At 60.6% G+C, this 17,359-nt stretch carries 17 protein-coding genes; 9 read left to right on the plus strand and 8 right to left on the minus strand.

The window, feature by feature from the left end; all coding sequences use genetic code 11:
• The first annotated feature begins 385 nt into the window (after nucleotides 1–385).
• The 7 genes from AB4Y34_RS34015 to AB4Y34_RS34045 all read left to right on the plus strand — a co-directional run bounded on the left by AB4Y34_RS34015 (nucleotide 386) and on the right by AB4Y34_RS34045 (nucleotide 6,119).
• Nucleotides 386–1,345 carry a 2Fe-2S iron-sulfur cluster-binding protein gene (locus AB4Y34_RS34015; RefSeq protein WP_368718567.1) on the plus strand — a complete coding sequence of 320 codons (960 nt, stop codon included), beginning with the start codon at nucleotides 386–388 and terminating at the stop codon, nucleotides 1,343–1,345.
• Between the two features lie 58 nt (nucleotides 1,346–1,403).
• Nucleotides 1,404–2,417, plus strand: a complete 1,014-nt coding sequence (locus AB4Y34_RS34020) for an amidohydrolase family protein (RefSeq protein WP_368718537.1) — start codon at nucleotides 1,404–1,406, stop codon at nucleotides 2,415–2,417.
• Nucleotides 2,418–2,444: 27 nt separating this feature from the next.
• Complete coding sequence (locus tag AB4Y34_RS34025; protein ID WP_176384083.1) at nucleotides 2,445–3,449, plus strand: protocatechuate 3,4-dioxygenase; 1,005 nt, start codon at nucleotides 2,445–2,447, stop codon at nucleotides 3,447–3,449.
• Nucleotides 3,450–3,463: 14 nt separating this feature from the next.
• Nucleotides 3,464–4,126 carry an RraA family protein gene (locus AB4Y34_RS34030; protein WP_176125417.1) on the plus strand — a complete coding sequence of 221 codons (663 nt, stop codon included), beginning with the start codon at nucleotides 3,464–3,466 and terminating at the stop codon, nucleotides 4,124–4,126.
• A gap of 2 nt (nucleotides 4,127–4,128) precedes the next feature.
• The gene (locus AB4Y34_RS34035) at nucleotides 4,129–4,806 is read left to right on the plus strand and encodes an RraA family protein (protein ID WP_176384087.1); all 678 of its coding nucleotides are present in this window, start codon (nucleotides 4,129–4,131) and stop codon (nucleotides 4,804–4,806) included.
• Nucleotides 4,803–5,474, plus strand: a complete 672-nt coding sequence (locus AB4Y34_RS34040; protein WP_368718538.1) for a 4-carboxy-4-hydroxy-2-oxoadipate aldolase/oxaloacetate decarboxylase — start codon at nucleotides 4,803–4,805, stop codon at nucleotides 5,472–5,474. The genes AB4Y34_RS34035 and AB4Y34_RS34040 overlap by 4 nt, the downstream gene beginning before the upstream one ends.
• Nucleotides 5,475–5,573: 99 nt before the next feature.
• The gene (locus AB4Y34_RS34045; protein ID WP_368718539.1) at nucleotides 5,574–6,119 is read left to right on the plus strand and encodes a flavin reductase family protein; all 546 of its coding nucleotides are present in this window, start codon (nucleotides 5,574–5,576) and stop codon (nucleotides 6,117–6,119) included.
• A 104-nt stretch (nucleotides 6,120–6,223) separates the two neighbouring features.
• On the opposite strand, the gene AB4Y34_RS34050 is transcribed toward AB4Y34_RS34045, so the two are convergent.
• The 4 genes from AB4Y34_RS34050 to AB4Y34_RS34065 form a co-directional block, all read right to left on the minus strand.
• Nucleotides 6,224–6,925, minus strand: a complete 702-nt coding sequence (locus AB4Y34_RS34050; protein WP_176125414.1) for a GntR family transcriptional regulator — start codon at nucleotides 6,923–6,925, stop codon at nucleotides 6,224–6,226.
• Nucleotides 6,926–7,293: 368 nt separating this feature from the next.
• Nucleotides 7,294–7,446, minus strand: a complete 153-nt coding sequence (locus AB4Y34_RS34055; RefSeq protein ID WP_368718540.1) for a hypothetical protein — start codon at nucleotides 7,444–7,446, stop codon at nucleotides 7,294–7,296.
• An 8-nt stretch (nucleotides 7,447–7,454) separates the two neighbouring features.
• Nucleotides 7,455–8,162, minus strand: coding sequence for a dienelactone hydrolase family protein (locus tag AB4Y34_RS34060; protein ID WP_176384093.1), 708 nt, complete (start codon nucleotides 8,160–8,162; stop codon nucleotides 7,455–7,457).
• Between the two features lie 540 nt (nucleotides 8,163–8,702).
• Nucleotides 8,703–9,881: a porin gene (locus tag AB4Y34_RS34065; RefSeq protein WP_368718541.1), complete on the minus strand. Its 1,179-nt coding sequence runs from the start codon at nucleotides 9,879–9,881 to the stop codon at nucleotides 8,703–8,705.
• 302 nt (nucleotides 9,882–10,183) lie between these two features.
• On the opposite strand from AB4Y34_RS34065, the gene AB4Y34_RS34070 reads away from it, so the two are divergent.
• On the plus strand, nucleotides 10,184–11,692 hold the full coding sequence (locus tag AB4Y34_RS34070; protein ID WP_368718568.1) for an MFS transporter: 1,509 nt from the start codon (nucleotides 10,184–10,186) through the stop codon (nucleotides 11,690–11,692).
• Nucleotides 11,693–11,834: 142 nt separating this feature from the next.
• Here AB4Y34_RS34070 and AB4Y34_RS34075 read toward each other — a convergent pair whose 3' ends face one another.
• The 4 genes from AB4Y34_RS34075 to AB4Y34_RS34090 form a co-directional block, all read right to left on the minus strand.
• Nucleotides 11,835–12,479 carry a peptidylprolyl isomerase gene (locus AB4Y34_RS34075; RefSeq protein WP_368718542.1) on the minus strand — a complete coding sequence of 215 codons (645 nt, stop codon included), beginning with the start codon at nucleotides 12,477–12,479 and terminating at the stop codon, nucleotides 11,835–11,837.
• The gene (locus AB4Y34_RS34080) at nucleotides 12,476–12,988 is read right to left on the minus strand and encodes a hypothetical protein (protein ID WP_368718543.1); all 513 of its coding nucleotides are present in this window, start codon (nucleotides 12,986–12,988) and stop codon (nucleotides 12,476–12,478) included. The genes AB4Y34_RS34075 and AB4Y34_RS34080 overlap by 4 nt, the downstream gene beginning before the upstream one ends.
• A gap of 397 nt (nucleotides 12,989–13,385) precedes the next feature.
• On the minus strand, nucleotides 13,386–14,735 hold the full coding sequence (gudD, locus tag AB4Y34_RS34085; protein ID WP_176385687.1) for a glucarate dehydratase: 1,350 nt from the start codon (nucleotides 14,733–14,735) through the stop codon (nucleotides 13,386–13,388).
• A 130-nt stretch (nucleotides 14,736–14,865) separates the two neighbouring features.
• Nucleotides 14,866–16,197, minus strand: a complete 1,332-nt coding sequence (locus tag AB4Y34_RS34090) for an MFS transporter (protein WP_368718544.1) — start codon at nucleotides 16,195–16,197, stop codon at nucleotides 14,866–14,868.
• Between the two features lie 415 nt (nucleotides 16,198–16,612).
• Here AB4Y34_RS34090 and AB4Y34_RS34095 point away from each other — a divergent pair, with 415 nt between their 5' ends.
• Nucleotides 16,613–17,323, plus strand: coding sequence for a FadR/GntR family transcriptional regulator (locus AB4Y34_RS34095; RefSeq protein WP_176126372.1), 711 nt, complete (start codon nucleotides 16,613–16,615; stop codon nucleotides 17,321–17,323).
• Nucleotides 17,324–17,359: the final 36 nt, after the last annotated feature.

Below are 17,359 nucleotides of genomic sequence, written 5' to 3' on the forward strand. Positions count from 1 at the left end.
GCATGCGTGCGCATGCCCCGCGCGGATCGCGCGGCAAACCGGTAATTCAGCGGGAAATTGCACGCGCAAGTCTCCTGAACGTAGCTTCGGTCGTCATGACGGGGCGCTTTTCAACAGCCTGCTAGGGGAATACCCCGTGTGATGTCGCCTGTTTTCCTCAGAAACGTAGTCGCTACAGCTTCCGCCAGACTCTGCGCCGAAGAGGCTTTGACTTTTTTCTGGTCAGGCCAAATAATATGCAAAAAAGAATTACGCGTCAAACGGCCCACGGAACTTTCAGTGCCCCGTGATTCTGACGTCAGAGGTTTTTAAACAAGGAAGCGTGATGTGTGATTCTTGCGCGCCGTTTGCGCGGTTCCCCGCGTTCTACGATTTTGGAGGTGACATGAGTGAACAACTGAATGAAGTGATGACCCTGCGTTTGACGGCGATCAACTATCTGGCCCGGAACACGCTGGCCTTCACGTTCGAAGACCCCGAGGGCAACCTCCTGCCCGGGGCGGAACCGGGCGCTCACGTCGGAGTCGTTTTGCCGAACGGCCTGACCCGTCAGTACTCGCTATTGGAATACAGCAACAGCCTGACACAGCGTTCGTACGTGGTCGGCGTCAAACTCGATCCGCAGTCGCGCGGCGGTTCGCGCTATATGCACGAAACGATGCGTGTCGGCGATCTCATCCCGATCGAAGCACCTCGCAACAACTTCCCGCTCAATGAAGATGCCGCGCACACCGTCCTGGTCGCCGGCGGCATCGGGATTACACCTATTCTGTGTATGGCCCGTCGTCTGAAAGAGCTCGGCCGATCGCCGCGTATCTATTACTCGTGCCGTGAACGCGTCGACGTGGCCTTTGCCGAGGAATTGAAAAGCTTCGAAGGCGCGCTGGTTCACGTCGATGTCGAGGCCGGCACATTCCTCAACATCGCGGACGTCGTCAAGAACGAACCGTCTACCGCTCACTTCTACTGCTGCGGCCCCGGCCCGATGCTCGAGGCGTTCGAAGCCGCGTGTGCATCGCTGCCTCAGGAACAGGTTCACGTCGAATACTTCTCCGCGAAGCAGGAAGCCGCGCTCGATGGAAACTTCGTCATCGAATTGCGCAAGAGCGGAAAAACCCTGACGGTCCCGCAGGGCAAGACGATTCTCAACGTCGTGCGCGACGCGGGAATCCCCATTTCCTATTCCTGTGAAGAAGGCGTGTGCGGCGCGTGTGAAGTCCGCGTGCTCGAAGGGCAGCCGGATCACCGCGATGCCATTCTGTCGGAGCCCGAAAAGGCTGCGAACAACACGATGATCATTTGCTGTTCTGGCTGTAAGGGCGACCGTCTCGTCCTCGATCTGTAAATAGAACACCGGGCGACGACGTCGCCCACATCTCACGTTAAGTCAAGGAGACAAGTAAGTGATTATCGATTGCCACGGTCACGTCAGCGCGCCCGCCGAACTCTGGGTCTACAAGGCACACATCCTCTCGCATCGCGGCGAGCATGGTCGCAGGATGCCGGAAGTGACGGACGAAGAGATCCTGCACTACGCCAACAAGAAGGAAATGGCGCCGGTCGGCCATCTCGACATGCTCGATCGCGTGGGCACGAACGTCCAACTGCTGTCGCCGCGGCCGTTCCAGATGATGCACAGCCAGAAGCCGGGCAAACTCGTACACTGGTTCACCGAAGAAACGAACAACATCATCTCGCGCACAGTCAAGCTGCTGCCGAAGCGCTTTATCGGCGTCGGCGGCCTGCCGCAAGTTGCGGGTGACCCGATCGAAACGGTGTTGCCGGAACTCGAACGCGGCGTGAAGGAACTCGGCTTCAAGGGCGTGCTGCTCAACCCCGATCCGTTCGAAAACAGCGGCAGCGAAGCCCCGGGGCTGGGTGAGCGCTACTGGTATCCGCTGTACGAGAAGCTGTGCGAACTCGACATTCCGGCGCACATCCACGCTACGGGTTCACATTCGGCTCGCTCGCCCTACACCGTTCACTTCATCAATGAAGAAACCATCGCGGTGTTCAACCTCGTCAACTCGAACGTGTTCAAGGACTTCCCGAAGCTGAAGGTCATGATCTCGCACGGCGGCGGCTCGATCCCATATCAGATCGGTCGCTTCCAGTCGGGTGGGGCACGCGCCGGCCGCAACTTCCTCGAAGGTATGCGCAACCTGTATTACGACACCGTGCTCTACTCGGAAGAGTCGCTGCGCCTGCTGATCAAGACCGTGGGTGCCGATCGCTGCCTGTTCGGTGCCGAGTGCCCGGGCGTCGGCTCGGCGATCAATCCGGATACGGGCCGCACGTTCGACGACATCAAGCCGTACATCCAGGGGTTCGACTGGCTGTCGCAGGAGGAGAAGGACAAGATCTTCTTCGGCAATGCCCGCGACTTCTTCAAGCTCGACCTCGCGGATTACGAATAATTCCCGGCGCCCACAGGACTCGAAACCATGGCAAAAATCGTACTGGGAATGGGGACATCGCACGGTCCCATGCTCGTGACGCCGCCTGAAACCTGGGGCGCTCGTGTACCCGATGACCGACTGAGTAAGCATCACTTCGAGGCCCGTGAGTGGTCCTTCGATGAACTCGTCGACTATCGGCGTGCCGAGAACCTCGGGAAACAGATCACGCTCGACGTATGGAAAGCCAGGCACGCCCAGTGTCTCGCGGCTATCGAGGAGATGGCGCGGGTTCTCGCTGAAGCGAAGCCGGACGTCGTTGTGATCGTCGGCAACGATCAGATGGAAATCTTCGATACCGACTGCATCCCTGCACTCAGCGTGATGTGTGGCCCGACGATCGTGAACAACATGATCAGCCACGAGAAACTTCAGACGATGCCGCCGGGTGTGCGTCACGCGATGCCGGGCTATATGCCGGATACCGCGAGTTACTCCGGCGTTCCCGAACTCGCGAAGCACATCATCAAGACCGCGATGAACGATCAGTTCGACGTCGCAGCCCTTCAGCGTCTGTCGGAAACCGAAACGCCGCACGCGTTCGGGTTCGTGTTCCGTCAGTTGATGAAGGATCAGGTGATCCCGACCGTGCCGGTGCTCGTCAACACGTTCTACCCGCCGAATCAACCGACCGTTGCCCGCTGCCACGCGTTCGGCCGCTCGATCGGTCGCGCTATCCAGTCGTGGGACACGGATGCACGCGTTGCCGTCATCGCCTCGGGCGGTCTGACGCACTTCGTGATCGACGAGCGCGTCGACCAGTTGGTCCTGAGCGCGATGAAGAACCATGATTTCTCGCCGGTCTTCGAACTTGATGAAGCGATCTTCCAGGCAGGCACGTCGGAAATCAAGAACTGGATTCCGGTCGCTGGCGTGATGGACGAAATCGGCTTCGACATGACGGTGGTTGATTACGTGCCGTGCTATCGCAGCGAAGCCGGCACCGGCAACGCGATGGGTTTCGTCTACTGGAAATCGCCGGACCAGCAATAAGGATTAGCAAAGATATGAAAAGCAAAGATGAATACGTCCACCGCCTTCGGCGATTGGACTGCTGTGCCGTCTCGGACGCGCTGGACAAACTCGGTCTGACCGGTGTCGTCAGCGGTGTTCAGCAGGCTTCGGGCACGAGGCGGATCGCAGGTCGCGTGATCACGATGAAACTCGGTGTTGGCGATCCGCCTCCGGGCCCGCCGCGTCACCTCGGCACCACCGCGATCGAACTCGGCGGCGCCGACGACGTGATCGTTGTCGAGCAGCGCACGGGCGTCGAAGCCGGTTCGTGGGGCGGCATCCTCTCGTTGGGCGCCAAGGTTCGCGGCATCGCTGGCGTGATCGCCGACGGCCCGGTCCGTGATATCGACGAATCCCGCGAGATGGATCTGCCGGTGTTCGCGAACGCGTTCACCGCCCGTACTGCCCGCGGTCGCATCGTCGAGAAGGGCGTCAACGTTCCGGTCGAGGTCTTCGGTACCGCCGTCGAAGCCGGTGATTATGTGATCGCCGACAGCAGCGCCGTGATCTTCATCAGCGCGGCCAACGTTGCACGCGTGATCGAAACCGCCGAGTCGATCGTGGCCCGTGAAGCCCTGATGGCGAAGGCTGTACTGGCAGGCACCCCCATCCACGAAGTGATGGGCGGCAACTACGAATTCATGCTTAAGGATTAGTCATGTCCGAAATCGAACAAGACAAGAACGTCGCTCGTGCAGCAAAACTCGAAACGGCAACGCTAAGCGACGCTCTCGATCGTCTGGGTCTCAACGGCCAGTGCAGCCGCATCAAGCCCCGTGACCCGTCCTTCCGCATGGCTGGTCGTGCATTCACGATCCTCTACGGCCCGGCTGCTTCTCCCGCGGGCACGGTCGGCGACTTCATCGACGACGTGCCGCCCGGCAGCGTGATTGTTCTCGACAACGGCGGTCGCACCGATGCCACCGTTTGGGGCGACATCCTGACCGAAATCGCACACCGTCGCGGCATCGCCGGCACGGTGATCGACGGCATCAACCGCGACGTCCATCTCTGCCTGTCGCTCGGCTACCCGGTGTTCTCCAAGGACAACTGGATGCGCACTGGCAAGGATCGCGTGCAAGTCGAAGCCACGAACGTGCCGGTCAACATCGGCGACGTACGTGTTGCTCCGGGTGACCTGCTGCGCGGTGATGCCGATGGCGTTATTTCGATTCCCAAAGAACACGAAGAGCGTGTGCTCGCCGCTGCGGAAGAAATCGACGCAGCAGAAAAAGCGATTCGTGCAGCAGTCGCGTCGGGCATGCGCCTCGACGAAGCGCGCAAGCAGTTCAAGTACCATCAATTGCAAACGCGCACCACCGGGAGCAAAGCATGACCGGTCCGCGCTTGAACCCAGCAGAGACGACACGACTCGACATTCAACGTCCGGATACCGAACTAATCAAGTCGGCGGGCAACCTGCCGTCTGCCACGCTGCATGAAGCGGCTGGAAAGATCGGTGCGCTGCCGGCTGCAATCCACCCTGTGGCACCGGGCTTCAAAGTGTGTGGCCCTGCTGTGACCGTCCATTCGCCGGGTGGTGACAACCTGTGGTTGCATCGGGCGATCTACGCCGCACAGCCGGGCGATGTGCTGGTCGTGTCGGTCAGCGAAGCCTATGAGCATGGGTACTGGGGCGAGATCATGTCAACGGCCTCAAAGGTTCGCGGGCTTGCAGGTCTCGTCATTAACGGGTGCGTTCGTGATCAGCGACTGCTCTCCGAGATCGGGTTCCCCGTCTTCGCCCGAGGACTTTGTATCCGCGGCACCGGAAAAGATTTTGGCGCTCGCGGCTGGATCAACGCACCGATCCGACTCGACGACGTGACCGTCAATGCAGGTGACCTGATCGTCGGCGACGAAGATGGTGTCGTCTGCATTCCGCGCGAGCAGGTCGCAACCGCTATTGCAGCCTCGGAAGCACGTGAGGCCGCAGAAGCACAGCAGTTGAAACGGCTCGAGGCAGGCGAAAGCACGCTCAGTATCTTCGGCTGGGACCAGTAACCAGCTGAGAGGTGCGAGTCTCTCTCACGGGCGGCCGTCTTTGGGACGCCACCCGTGTTTCTTTTAGTGTCACCAAATTATGATGACCTGGGGGCGCAATTGAGCATCGAAGAATCTGAATTTAGGCGCGCCATGCGCAGTCTCACCGGGCACGTGTGTTTGATTACCACCGGTTCTGACGCTGACGGTCCACTTTCTGGTATGACAGCAACCGCCGTGACTTCCGTGAGTGCTGCGCCCCCTATCCTGCTCGTCTGCATCAATCGCGCGAATTCCTCGTTGGCACACGTGCAGGCGACCGGTCATTTTGTCGTCAATGTGCTAGCGCGCAGCGAGCAGGAATTGGCACAACGGTTTTCTCGCCCTATCTCGCCTGAGGAAAAATTCCAGGCCGGCACGTGGAATCGCATTAGGACCGGCGCCCCGGCGTTGGCCACGGCGATGGTGAATTTCGATTGTAGCGTCGAACGTATCGTCGAAATCGGCACGCATGCCGTAATTTTTGGCCACGTATTGGGAACCGCCATTAATACGGACGCAAAGACCCCGCTACTGTATTCACAGGGTTCTTACGGTGAATTTCAAACCAATAAGGCCGTCGATTTCCACGACATGCTTTGGATCTCGAACTGGGGGTCTGATTAATTTAGCAATTTGGCAGGCGTCTTCGCGTGGGCGTCAAACGACAAACACGTTGCACGATACCGGCTATAGATGAAAAAAGGGCACCGTGGGTGCCCTTCTATCGATCAGGTCTCTCTGGCCGCAAGCACCGCCATCAAGCCGCTCAAAACAATTGATCGGCCCTTTTCGTAAGTCGCGAGCAGCAAGTCTTTATCCTTACTCTGCAGAGCCTTCACCAACCGCGCCTCGATATTCGCATTGCGGTGTTCAGGGTTCGCTGAGATATCTGCGGCCAATGCACGATAGCGATCGGTCAATCGCATCAATCGCAGCACTTCGCGTTTAAGCACCTTGTTCGGTGACAGATCGAAAATCATGTCGTGGAATGCGCGGTGCTGCTCGATCCAGCCTTCGCGATTACCCGCACCGAGCAAATGCTCCAGATCCGCGAGCATTGCCTTGAGTTGCTTCATCTGCGCGGGCGTCGGCCATTCGATGGTCATCAGCAATTCGGCTTCAAGCAGTTGCCGCATCCGATATAGTTGCCGTGCCTCGTCGCTCGACAGTTGGGCGACAAAGAACCCACGATTCGGATCGTGTTCGATGATGCCTTCAGCGGCCAGCAGTTTCAGCGCCTCACGCACGGGCACCCGGCTAATGCCGAAGCGCTCGGCAAGATCGGACTGTCGTAGTTGGAAGCCGGGTGCAAGCACTCCCCGGTTGATCAGTTTGCGTGTCTCTGCCGCTACCTGAGCCGGAAAATCACTGCCGTCCAGTTCCTGAAGTTCGCCGGAAGTCACTCGGCCTAGGATTGCAATCGTATTCATTTTCGTATTATATCCCAGAATATCCCGACGCAAGCGTCAACCTCAACGACACGTCGTAACCGGCCCTTGGCCCGGACGCTCGCCGCCCCGCGTGTTGCCTCGGGCTCGCGAATTTCACCTTGGGTATTAGGTAGGTACTTAACTGTAGTGCCGGTGCTCGACCGGTCAGACAATGTCAGCGAAGATGTCGCCCGTTCCCGACCGGGGGAATGATGCTTTCAAGTCCAGAACAACGGAATGAACGGACACCGTCTGCCGAGTTAAGTGCTGCTCTACAACTTAACCGAGGATTCCAATACCGTTTAGCATTTTATGTTGGCTTTGCTTTCAAATGCAATTCTCGAGAGAGACGCATCCGATAAGGAAAACTACGTTTGCGCCAAAATCAAATAGTCCACATCCGCCATGTTGGCAACGCCATTGAACACGCAGGGTTTGAAACGCACCTCGCAAACTCGGAAAAGGCTGCATAAGAAAACGGCCGCGCTGCAAAAAACAGCGCGGCCGTCCGCTTCCGCCATTCACCAACTCATTTCCACAGCGTGCGGCCGAAGAACGTCAGCGTACGATCCCACGCTTGTTGCGCCCAGACCGGATCGTATTGCGTCTTCGCAATGCGGCCCGACCCAACCGCCGTTTCGTTCGCGAACGCGTGACGCGCCAGATAACGATGAAACTCGATGTCGACCTTCGCGTCGGTGAGTTTCTTTTCGAGCGCGTCGACGGTGTCGGCGGCGAAGAACTCGTCCTGCTGACCCCAGTGGCCCATCACCGGAACCTTGATCTTCGACGCGTCGATATAGTCGAGCGGCGGGAAGCCATACCAGACGACGCCGGCCGCCAGTTCGGGCACGTTGCACAGCGCGAGCAACGTCAGCGCGCCACCCATGCAATAGCCGGTCACGCCGACCTTCGCAGCGTGCTGCTGCAGATACTGGACCGCGCCGCGCACATCCTGCGTTGCGGCATCGCCGAAATCGAGGCCGCTCATCAGATGGTTCGCCTCGTCCTCTTCGACCGTCGACTTGCCGCGATACAGATCGGGCACGAGCGCAAAGTAGCCGGCTTTCGCAAGGCGATCGGCGACGCCGCGAATCTGGTCGTTCAAGCCCCACCATTCCTGGATCACGACGATTGCGGGCGCGCCGGCGGTTTTTTCCGGCTTCGCGAGATAGCCCTGTAGCTGCTTGCCGTCGGGACGGTTGAACGTGATCATCGAACCTGCGTGTTGGGTCATCGGTCGCTCCTCGAGTAGACGAAACCGCTAGCATAGCGCTACTACCCCGTTTCCTGTTCTATCGGAACCGTGTCACCGCACGGGCGTGCTCCCGTTGAATCTGCGCATTATGTAAATCCAACCATACGATGTTGAACATCAGGAAAAGTGCATTAACCAATTTGCCGAAGTGCGTTTCCACAAAGGCGATTGACGACGCTATACTCCACGCCATGCTTTCTGGATCGACATTCGAAGGAAGAGCAATCGGCGGAACGCGCTCTCAATCGCCTCGTGCTGAAAGCTAACGTTAAAGTACGACGCAGGTCGATGCGCATCGCAGCGCCCGAAATACCGCACTGGCGTTGCTTTGCGGGTCCATGTCTCTCAGGTTCTGGCCATCATCCTCGGATGCCAGAATCTTTAGGCCGACACACTGTGTCGGCTTTTTTTTATTCGCGACGCTTTTGCAATTCCGACTCGCCCGACACTCTCGTCAATTGGCAGTCACATCAAAATTGCATTCGACACATACCAATTAATCACATATTGCGATCCGCGCTAGAACCGCTCGATCACACCGAATTGAACACCCGCCACCGGCGCACCCGGATAGGCGACCGGCAGTCCCGTGACGTTGACGCCGCGCAGCGTGAAGCTCGAGTCGTCGTGATTCGCGAGATACGCGGCGCTGAAGTACAGCAGCAGCGTCGGCGACATGCTGTATTCGAATGCCGCGCTCAACTGGTCGGCGCTGCCGCCAGGCGTCGTGTAGTCGCGCACGTGCGCATAGCCGAGCGACGCACGCGCGTTGTTCGAAAAGCTGTACTGCGCCGATAGCGAGCCGCCCGCGCCGTGATAGACCGGCGCGCCGCCATCGCCATTGAAAAAGGACAGCCACACGCGCAGCTTGCCGAAGGCGTAGTTCGCGCCGCCGAGATTCGCGCGCAGTGCCCCGGCACCGTGGGTCTGCTGGCGCGCGTACAGCAGATGCAACTGGTCGAACCGATACGACGCGGTCACGTAATAGCCGTCGATACCGTTGCCGTCCTTCTCGGACGGATCGCGCATCGCCATCATCAGCGTCGCGCTAAAGCCGGCGATGCGCGGCGACAGATACGCAACCGCATTGTTCGCGTATGGGGTGATCTTCGACAGGTTGTTGAGCCCCGAAGCGATCGTGCCGGCGCCGAACGCGTCGAGATCGCCCTTGAACGGAATATAGATTGGCGAATACTGGCGGCCGAAGCGCAGTTCGCCCCAGCCGCCGCTCGCGCCGATCCATGCCTGGCGATTGAAGATCGAGCCGGGCACCTGCAGGCTGCCGTCGGTCGAGCCGAAGCCGTTTTCGAGCGTGAACACGATCGCGTTGCCGCCGCCGAGCGGCTCCGCGCCATGCAGCCCGACGCGCGAACCGCGATATGCGCCGGAGTCCATACGCGCGACCCAGCCCGACCCGGGGTCGGTGATTTCGACGCTCGTGTCGATCACGCCATACAGCGAGACGAAGCCGGCGTTGGTTCCCGAAGCGGAAGCGGCGCCGGTGCCGGTATCGATGTCGGTGACGGCGCCCGCGCCTTGCGCGTAGAGCAGCAGCGCGCCACCTAACCAGGCCGCTGCCACGCCGACGCTGATCGTCAAGGCTTCGCGGACCGTGTTCAGCAGGCAAGCCATGACGTGACGCAGGATGAGTTCCTCCTCAAATACATCGATCGGATATTCCGCGAGCGAACTTACCACGTTCGGACGAGACCATGCGGGCCGTCCAGTACGCTCGCACACCCGAACGATGGATGCATGCGCGCGGCAGCGTAGGTCGCAGCGGGTTTTTCGCGCGACGAATGGTTTCGACTAGGGGAAACCCGTATAATCCTCAAGACGTCAGACAACTTGCGTACAATCGCTGGGTGCCTGACCGTCCGCCGCGCAGCGTCCACCCCGAACCGCCTTCTGCCCGATCCGTGAATTCCACCGCCCCCGCCGCCAGTTCCGCCGCAGTTCCCGCCGCCCCCGCCCTGCCCTTTCGCCACGCGCTTTACGCGATGCTCGGCATCGGCCTTGTCAATATGCTGGTCGCGCTGGACCAGACCGTCGTCAGCACCGCGTTGCCGTCGATCGTCGCCGAGCTGCACGGCTTCGAATACTTCGCGTGGATCGCGAGCGCGTACCTGCTCGCGTCGGTCGTCACGGTGCCGGTGTTCGGGCGGCTCGGCGACTACTTCGGCCGCAAGCGCTTCGTGATTGCCGCGGTGATCACGTTCACGGTCGCGTCGGTGTTGTGCGGCCTCGCCAACAGCATGCTGTTTCTCGCGATCGCGCGCGGCCTGCAAGGCGTCGGCGGCGGCATGATGGTCGGCACTGCGTTCGCATCGATTCCCGATCTGTTCCCCGACCCGCGCACCCGCGTGCGCTGGCAGGTCGTGCTGGCCGCGACCTACGGCATCGGCACGGCGACGGGTCCGTCGCTCGGCGGCTGGATGAGTGAGCACCTCGGCTGGCGCTCGACGTTTCTCATCAATCTGCCGGTCGGCGCGGCCGCGCTCTATTTCGTCTGGATCCATCTGCCGAACTTCCGACGGCCGCAGGACGGCGAAGTCAAGATCGACTGGCTCGGCGCTGGGCTCGTCGCGTGCGTGCTCGGCGGTTTGCAGGCGTTCATCGAAGCAGTGCCGAAGAGTGGCCTCACGGTGGGCAATCTCGTGCTCGGTGCGTGCGTGACCATCGGTGCTGTCGCGCTCTTCAAGTGCGAAAAGCGAGCCACGCACCCGATCATTCCGCTCGATCTGTTCAAGGACGCGCAGCTCGTCACGCTATTCATGCTCGGCATGCTGTCCGGCTTCGTGATGTTCTCGCTGATCTTCTTCGCGCCTTTGCTGCTGCAAGGCGGCTTCGGTCTGTCGCCGCAGCAGGCCGGCTTGCTCGCGACGCCGATCGCCGCGTGCATCGCGCTCGGCAGTCTGCTGAACACGCGCATCGTGATTCACATGAAAAAGCCCACGCGCATTCTGACGATCGGTTTCGGGCTGCTGATGTTCGCGTCGATCGCGCTCGCGTTCGCGAATCCGGACACCCCGCGCTTGCGCATCGTGCTTCCGATGGGCGCGGTCGGCATCGGCCTCGGTTTCATCCTGAACAATCTGAACGTGTTCGGCCAGGAGATCGCCGGACGCGAGCGCTTCGGCATCACGACCGCACTGCTGCAATCGACCCGCATGGTCGGCGGCATGCTCGGCACCAGCATCGTCGCGACAGTCGTGCAGCATCACTATCGCGACGTCGTCACGCGCACGATGAGCGTGCTCGGCGAGCCGGCCTCATCGCAATGGCGGCCGCGTTTCGTCGATCTGCGCATTTTGATCGACGATGCGTCGCGCACGCGGCTGATCGCGGACATGAAGTCGTCGGGACTCGATACGCTCGCGCTGATCGATAGCGCGCGCGATGCCCTCGTGCAGTCGATTCATATGGGCGTGTGGCTGACGGCGGTGGCATCGCTCGCGGCCGCGCTGCTGGTGCAACGGATTTCGCACGTGGTGTTTCGCAAGAGCTGAGTGCGCGAATAAGAGCGGCAAATAAAAAAGCTCCCCGATCCGGATGAAAGGCCGGGGAGCAAACGGGCTGGACGAAGAGACCCGACGCCGTCACATCAGGCTCTCAATCGCATCCCAAGGATGACGAACGTGACTTGGCCGCTTACTGAATGGTGGCTTTCGCTCTAAGATTCTTCACCATCCTGTCGACGAGTTCCGCTTGTGCCTGCTGGTACAGCATCGGCTTCATGTCTTCGAACGACGGAACCTGCAAGGGGCGAGCGTCATCGACTTCGATCACATGAAAACCGTATCCAGTCTTGACCGGCGTGCGCGTGTATTCGCCCTTGTGCAAATGCGAAACCGCGTCAGCAAACGGTTTGACCATTTTGCTGGAAGTTGTCCAGCCCAGATCTCCGCCGTTGTATCGAGTGTCGGCATCGATCGATTCCTTTGCGAGGTCGCCGAATGACGCACCCTTGTTCAGCTTCGCAATGATGTCTTTTGCGTGGCCTTCATCCTTGACGAGGATATGGCGGACTTTATATTGCGTGCTTCCGCCTTTTGCTTTCATGTCGTTGTAGATCGCCTTCAATTGATCGTCACTGACAGGGTTCTTTTTCAGAAAGTCCTGCATGTACGCTCTCACGATCTCGATCTCCCACGTCGCCTGCGCCTGCGCGAGAGTCTTTTGCCGCGCGGCCTCGGCGCGTGCCGCGACTTCCGGGTCGCGGTCGAAGCCACTTTTCTGCGCCTGCTGGAACAGTACTTCGCGGCGGATCAGCTCGTCCCGGACATGGTCGGTCAATTGTGGGGAATCGGAAAATCCTTGCGCATGCGCCTGCCCGATGCTACGGAAGGATCGAACGAAGCCGCCATCGCGATGGCTGAAGGCAGAGCGGTCGCCTTGGCGGAGCTGGAATCCGTATAGGCGGCGAAGCCCGAAACGGACGGAGAAACGCAGTCGTTCTGGCCGATACCCACGGGCCCATTGGTGATGCGCAACGTCGGAATAGCGTACTTCGTCAGGCCGAGAATGTGCCGCGCACCGTAGCACTGCGGCAATTCAGGCAGGATGCCGGGATTCGAACCGGCCAATTGCTCTTCCTTATCGGCAAGCGCCATGGCGGGGACAAGCAGTGCCGCGCGTGCTTCGGGAGACAGTGACGTATTCATCCATGGCATGGTGGATGTCTGCGGTGGGGCTGGCGTTGAAGCCGCCGTTGTGTTCGGACTATCGCTGCCACCGCACGCCGCCAGAATGAATACAACACTTGCGGCAGCGGCTGTTCTCCTCTGAGTGAATTTCACAGACATGTCTTTCCTCAATTGTTATATGCACAAATGCGAGACGCGCATCGGTCGTTTTAATGTGAAGGACTGCGATTCGATTTATTGCCAGTTTTCCGCTTGCTGCTGCTCCAAGGCCCGAATCTAAAAAGACATGTAGGCCTGGCTGGAAACCTCTCGTTCCCGACGTTCACCTCAACATGGACACGATCCGCTTTCCAGTGAAACCATCGTAATGATTTAATCGTCATCAGACGACGATGGTTTACGTGATAGCAATAAAAACAATGACTTAATAGATATACACGGACGTCTGATGAGTAGTGAGCGGCGAGCGAGGATGGCGACGGCCGGAAAACAAAAAAGCCTGGCGGAGCACACCTTTCGTGCAGCCCGCCAGGCTTTCGATTGAGTTAAATCCTCTTTAACGCACGAGACACGGACGCTTGTTATCGAACTTCCAGTTCGGAATCAGATATTGCATGGCAACGCCGTCGTCGCGCGCGCCGAGGCCGTGCTGCTGATACAGCGCGTGCGCCTTCTCGAGTTCGTCCATATCGAGCTCGATGCCGAGGCCCGGCTTCTGCGGCACCTTGACCTTGCCGCCGACGATCTGCAACGGATCGCGCGTCAGGAACTGACCGTCCTGCCAGATCCAGTGCGTATCGATCGCGGTGATCTTGCCCGGCGCCGCGGCCGCGACGTGCGTGAACATCGCGAGCGAAATGTCGAAGTGGTTGTTCGAATGCGAGCCCCACGTGAGGCCCCAGTCGTTGCACATCTGCGCGACGCGCACCGAGCCCTGCATGGTCCAGAAATGCGGATCGGCGAGCGGAATGTCCACCGATTGCAGTTGGATGGCGTGACCCATCTGACGCCAGTCGGTCGCGATCATGTTGGTCGCCGTCGGCAGTCCGGTCGCGCGGCGGAACTCGGCCATCACTTCGCGGCCCGAATAGCCATTCTCCGCGCCGCACGGATCTTCCGCGTAGGCGAGCACGTCGTGCTTGTCACGGCACAGGCGCACCGCTTCGGCGAGCGACCACGCGCCGTTCGGGTCGAGCGTCACGCGCGCTTCGGGGAAGCGCTCGGCCAGCGCCGTGACCGCCTCGATTTCCGCGTCGCCTTGCAGCACGCCGCCCTTCAGCTTGAAGTCGTTGAAGCCGTAGCGCGCCTTCGCGGCTTCGGCGAGACGCACGACCGTTTCCGGCGTCAGCGCTTGTTCGGTGCGCACGCGCTCCCAGTCATCACGCGCGCCGGCGTTGTTCGCGTACGGCAGATCGGTCTTGTTGCGATCGCCGATATAGAACAGGTAGCCGAGCATTTCCACCTCGTCGCGCTGCTGGCCTTCGCCGAGCAGCGCCGCGACCGGTACGCCGAGATGCTGGCCGAGCAGGTCCAGTAGCGCGGCTTCGAGCGCGGTCACCGCGTGAATCGTCGTGCGCAGGTCGAAGGTCTGCAGACCGCGACCGCCTGCGTCGCGATCGGCGAACTGCGTGCGCACCTTGTTCAGGATCGCTTGCAGATTGCCGATCGACTGACCGACCACGAACGGCCGCGCGTCGTCGATCGTCTTGCGGATGTTCTCGCCGCCCGGCACTTCGCCGACACCGGTATGGCCCGCGCTGTCGCGCAGGATCACGACGTTGCGCGTGAAGAACGGACCATGCGCGCCGCTCAGATTCATCAGCATGCTGTCGCGGCCAGCGACGGGCACGACGCGCAGCTCGGTGACGACCGGCGTGGCGTTCGATTCGGTAGGTTTGGTGGACATGGGAAAAGCACCTGTGTGATGAAGTAAGCCGGCCGGCGGAAGCCGCCGCGCGCTGCGTGCGCGTTCGACCGGACCGGATGAAAACTCGAATACAGAAGAACTGACGGCCGCATACGAGCCGTCAGTGTAGTCAATGCGCGTTGCCGCGCAACGACTCGGGCGCCGGCTCGCGATTGCCGGGCTTGTTGCGCGTCAGGAAGCCGGCCGCAGCCGCGAGCAGCGACGCGACGCCGAGGCCGTACAAGCCGCCCGTGATCGACCCCGTGTGCTGCTGCAGATAGCCGAAGGTAGCGGGCGCGAAGAAGCCGCCGAGGTTGCCGAGCGAGTTGATCAGCGCGAGCACGCCGGCCGCGACGCGCGCATCGAGGTAGCCCTGCGGAATCGGCCAGAACAGCGACGACGCCGCCTTGAAGCCGATCGCCGAGAAGCAGATCGCAACGAACGAGAAGACCGGGTTGCCCGATGTCGACGCGAACAGGCCGATCGCCGCGATGACGAGCGCGACCGCGAGCCAGCCCTGCTGATGACGCCACTTCGCCGATACGACCGCGAAGCCATACATCGCGACCATCGCGATCAGCCACGGAATCGCGTTGAACATGCCGACCTCGAAATCGGACAGGCCGCCCATCTTGCGGATGATCGTGGGCAGCCAGAAAGTGGCCGCGTAGATCGTCAGCTGGATCGCGAAGTACAGGAAGCAGAACAGCGCGATCTGCGGGTCCTTCAGCAGCTTCATCGTCGGCAGATGCGCGCCGCCCTGCGCTTCGCGCTCGGCCTGTTCGGCCGCGATCGAGTGTTCGAGCACGCGCTGTTCTTCGCCGGTGAGCCAGTGCGCGTCGCGGATGTGCGACTTCAGCAGCAACCAGCTGACGATGCACAGCACGATCGAGAACCCGCCTTCGATCAGGAACATCCACTGCCAGCCTTGCAGGCCGAGGCCGCGAATCGACAGCAGCGAGCCGGTGATCGGGCCGGAAAGCACCGACGCGAGCGCCGAGCCGGACAGAAAGATCGCCATCGCCTTGCCGCGTTCTTTTTGCGGCAGCCACTGCGTAAAGTAGAAGACGACGCCGGGAAAGAAGCCCGCCTCGGCGACGCCGAGCAGGAACCGCAGCACGTAAAACGACGTATCGTTCCACACGAACGCCATCGCGGCCGCCACCAGCCCCCACGTGCCCATGATCCGCGTGAGCCACGCGCGCGCGCCGAACTTCTGCATCAGCACGTTCGACGGCACTTCGAACAGCGCGTAGCCGATGAAGAACAGCCCGCTGCCGAGACCGTAGGCTGCCGCGCCGATGCCGAGATCGGTCTTGATGTGCGCGTTGACGAAGCCGATGTTCACGCGGTCGATATAGTTCGCGATGAACATGATCAGGAAAAGCGGCAACACGTTGCGCTTCACCTTCGCGACCGCTGATTCCAGCGGGTCGAGCGCGGCAGTCAGAACTGATGTCAAGATTTGTCTCCCCTGTCGGCCATGTGGCCTGGTGGAATGCAGCGCGACGCAACAGGTGAGTGCGAGACGCGCCAGTAGGTCTGATATGTTGTCTGACGACAGTCTACCGCGTTATTTTTCTCAAATCTAGTTGGGTGTTTACCCTGCGTGTATCGATCAACTCCCCTGAAATAATAGCGGATTCAAGTTTTCAGAGGCTATAGCCCACTTCTTAGGTCCCACTAGATAAGACGTCCGATGTCATTAATTGGCGGCTCGCTAGCAGCACCCCATGCGTTTGCGCCGATGTCCGCCTGATCTTCCCTCCATCGCGCGTCCGCACGGAAAAAATAGCCCGCGCCGATGCCGCCGAACCCGGCAGAATCGAGTACAGTCCTGTGCGATACTTTGTTGGATCAGTCAACCAGCCACAAAAATGAGCAGCCTAACTGAAAAGGTGGTGGCCACCCTTTCCGATGAAATTCGCCGCGGGGCGCTGAGGCCGGGCGATCGCATCCCCACCGAAGTCGCGATGATGAAGCAGTTGTCCGTGAGCCGCTCCGTGGTCCGCGAGGCGATTTCGCGTCTGCAGGCAGCGAGGATCGTCGAGACGCGCCACGGCATCGGCACGTTCGTGCTCACGCCCGCCGCGGAAAAGCCGATGCAGCTTCCCGCCGCCGATCTCACCAGCATGCTCGACGTGATGGCGATCATCGAGTTCCGGATCGACGTCGAAGCGGCCGCGGCCGCGCTCGCGGCGTCGCGGCGTACCGAGCAGAACCTGAAGCAGATTCGCATCGCACTCGATCGCTTCGAGTCGGAACTCGAGCGCGGTAGCACCGACACGCTCGCACACGACATCGAGTTCCATCTGCAGATCGCACGCGCGAGCGGCAACCGCTACTTCTTCGACGTGCTGAGCCAGCTCGGGCGCTCGGTCAGCCCGCGCACGCGGCTCGGTTCGGCCGAGATCGCGGAGCTCGACCATATCGAGGTGCTGCGTAGCGTGCTCGGCGAGCACTTGATGATCTATCGCGCGATCGAGCGTCAGGACGCCGACGACGCGCGCGCCGCGATGCGCATGCATCTGAGCAACAGCCGCGAGCGTCTGCGCCGCGCGCATGACTTGACGAAGGCTGGCGTGTGATCGCATGCGGGGCTGATGACCGATCGCCCCGCAATA

This window comes from Paraburkholderia sp. BR10954 (genome assembly GCF_040965775.1).
GTDB classification, from domain to species: Bacteria; Pseudomonadota; Gammaproteobacteria; order Burkholderiales; family Burkholderiaceae; genus Paraburkholderia; species Paraburkholderia youngii.

Excerpts from the sequence above, each read along its gene's own strand:
- AB4Y34_RS34050 (WP_176125414.1), bottom strand. The coding sequence starts at position 6,925 with ATGAATACGATTGCAATCCTAGGCCGAGTGACTTCCGGCGAACTTCAG.
- AB4Y34_RS34030 (WP_176125417.1), top strand. The coding sequence starts at position 3,464 with ATGAAAAGCAAAGATGAATACGTCCACCGCCTTCGGCGATTGGACTGC.
- AB4Y34_RS34095 (WP_176126372.1), top strand. The coding sequence starts at position 16,613 with ATGAGCAGCCTAACTGAAAAGGTGGTGGCCACCCTTTCCGATGAAATT.
- AB4Y34_RS34035 (WP_176384087.1), top strand. The coding sequence starts at position 4,129 with ATGTCCGAAATCGAACAAGACAAGAACGTCGCTCGTGCAGCAAAACTC.
- AB4Y34_RS34060 (WP_176384093.1), bottom strand. The coding sequence starts at position 8,162 with ATGACCCAACACGCAGGTTCGATGATCACGTTCAACCGTCCCGACGGC.
- gudD (WP_176385687.1), bottom strand. The coding sequence starts at position 14,735 with ATGTCCACCAAACCTACCGAATCGAACGCCACGCCGGTCGTCACCGAG.
- AB4Y34_RS34055 (WP_368718540.1), bottom strand. The coding sequence starts at position 7,446 with ATGGCGGAAGCGGACGGCCGCGCTGTTTTTTGCAGCGCGGCCGTTTTC.
- AB4Y34_RS34015 (WP_368718567.1), top strand. The coding sequence starts at position 386 with ATGAGTGAACAACTGAATGAAGTGATGACCCTGCGTTTGACGGCGATC.
- AB4Y34_RS34070 (WP_368718568.1), top strand. The coding sequence starts at position 10,184 with ATGCTCGGCATCGGCCTTGTCAATATGCTGGTCGCGCTGGACCAGACC.
- AB4Y34_RS34025 (WP_176384083.1), top strand. The coding sequence starts at position 2,445 with ATGGCAAAAATCGTACTGGGAATGGGGACATCGCACGGTCCCATGCTC.
- AB4Y34_RS34040 (WP_368718538.1), top strand. The coding sequence starts at position 4,803 with ATGACCGGTCCGCGCTTGAACCCAGCAGAGACGACACGACTCGACATT.
- AB4Y34_RS34080 (WP_368718543.1), bottom strand. The coding sequence starts at position 12,988 with ATGTCTGTGAAATTCACTCAGAGGAGAACAGCCGCTGCCGCAAGTGTT.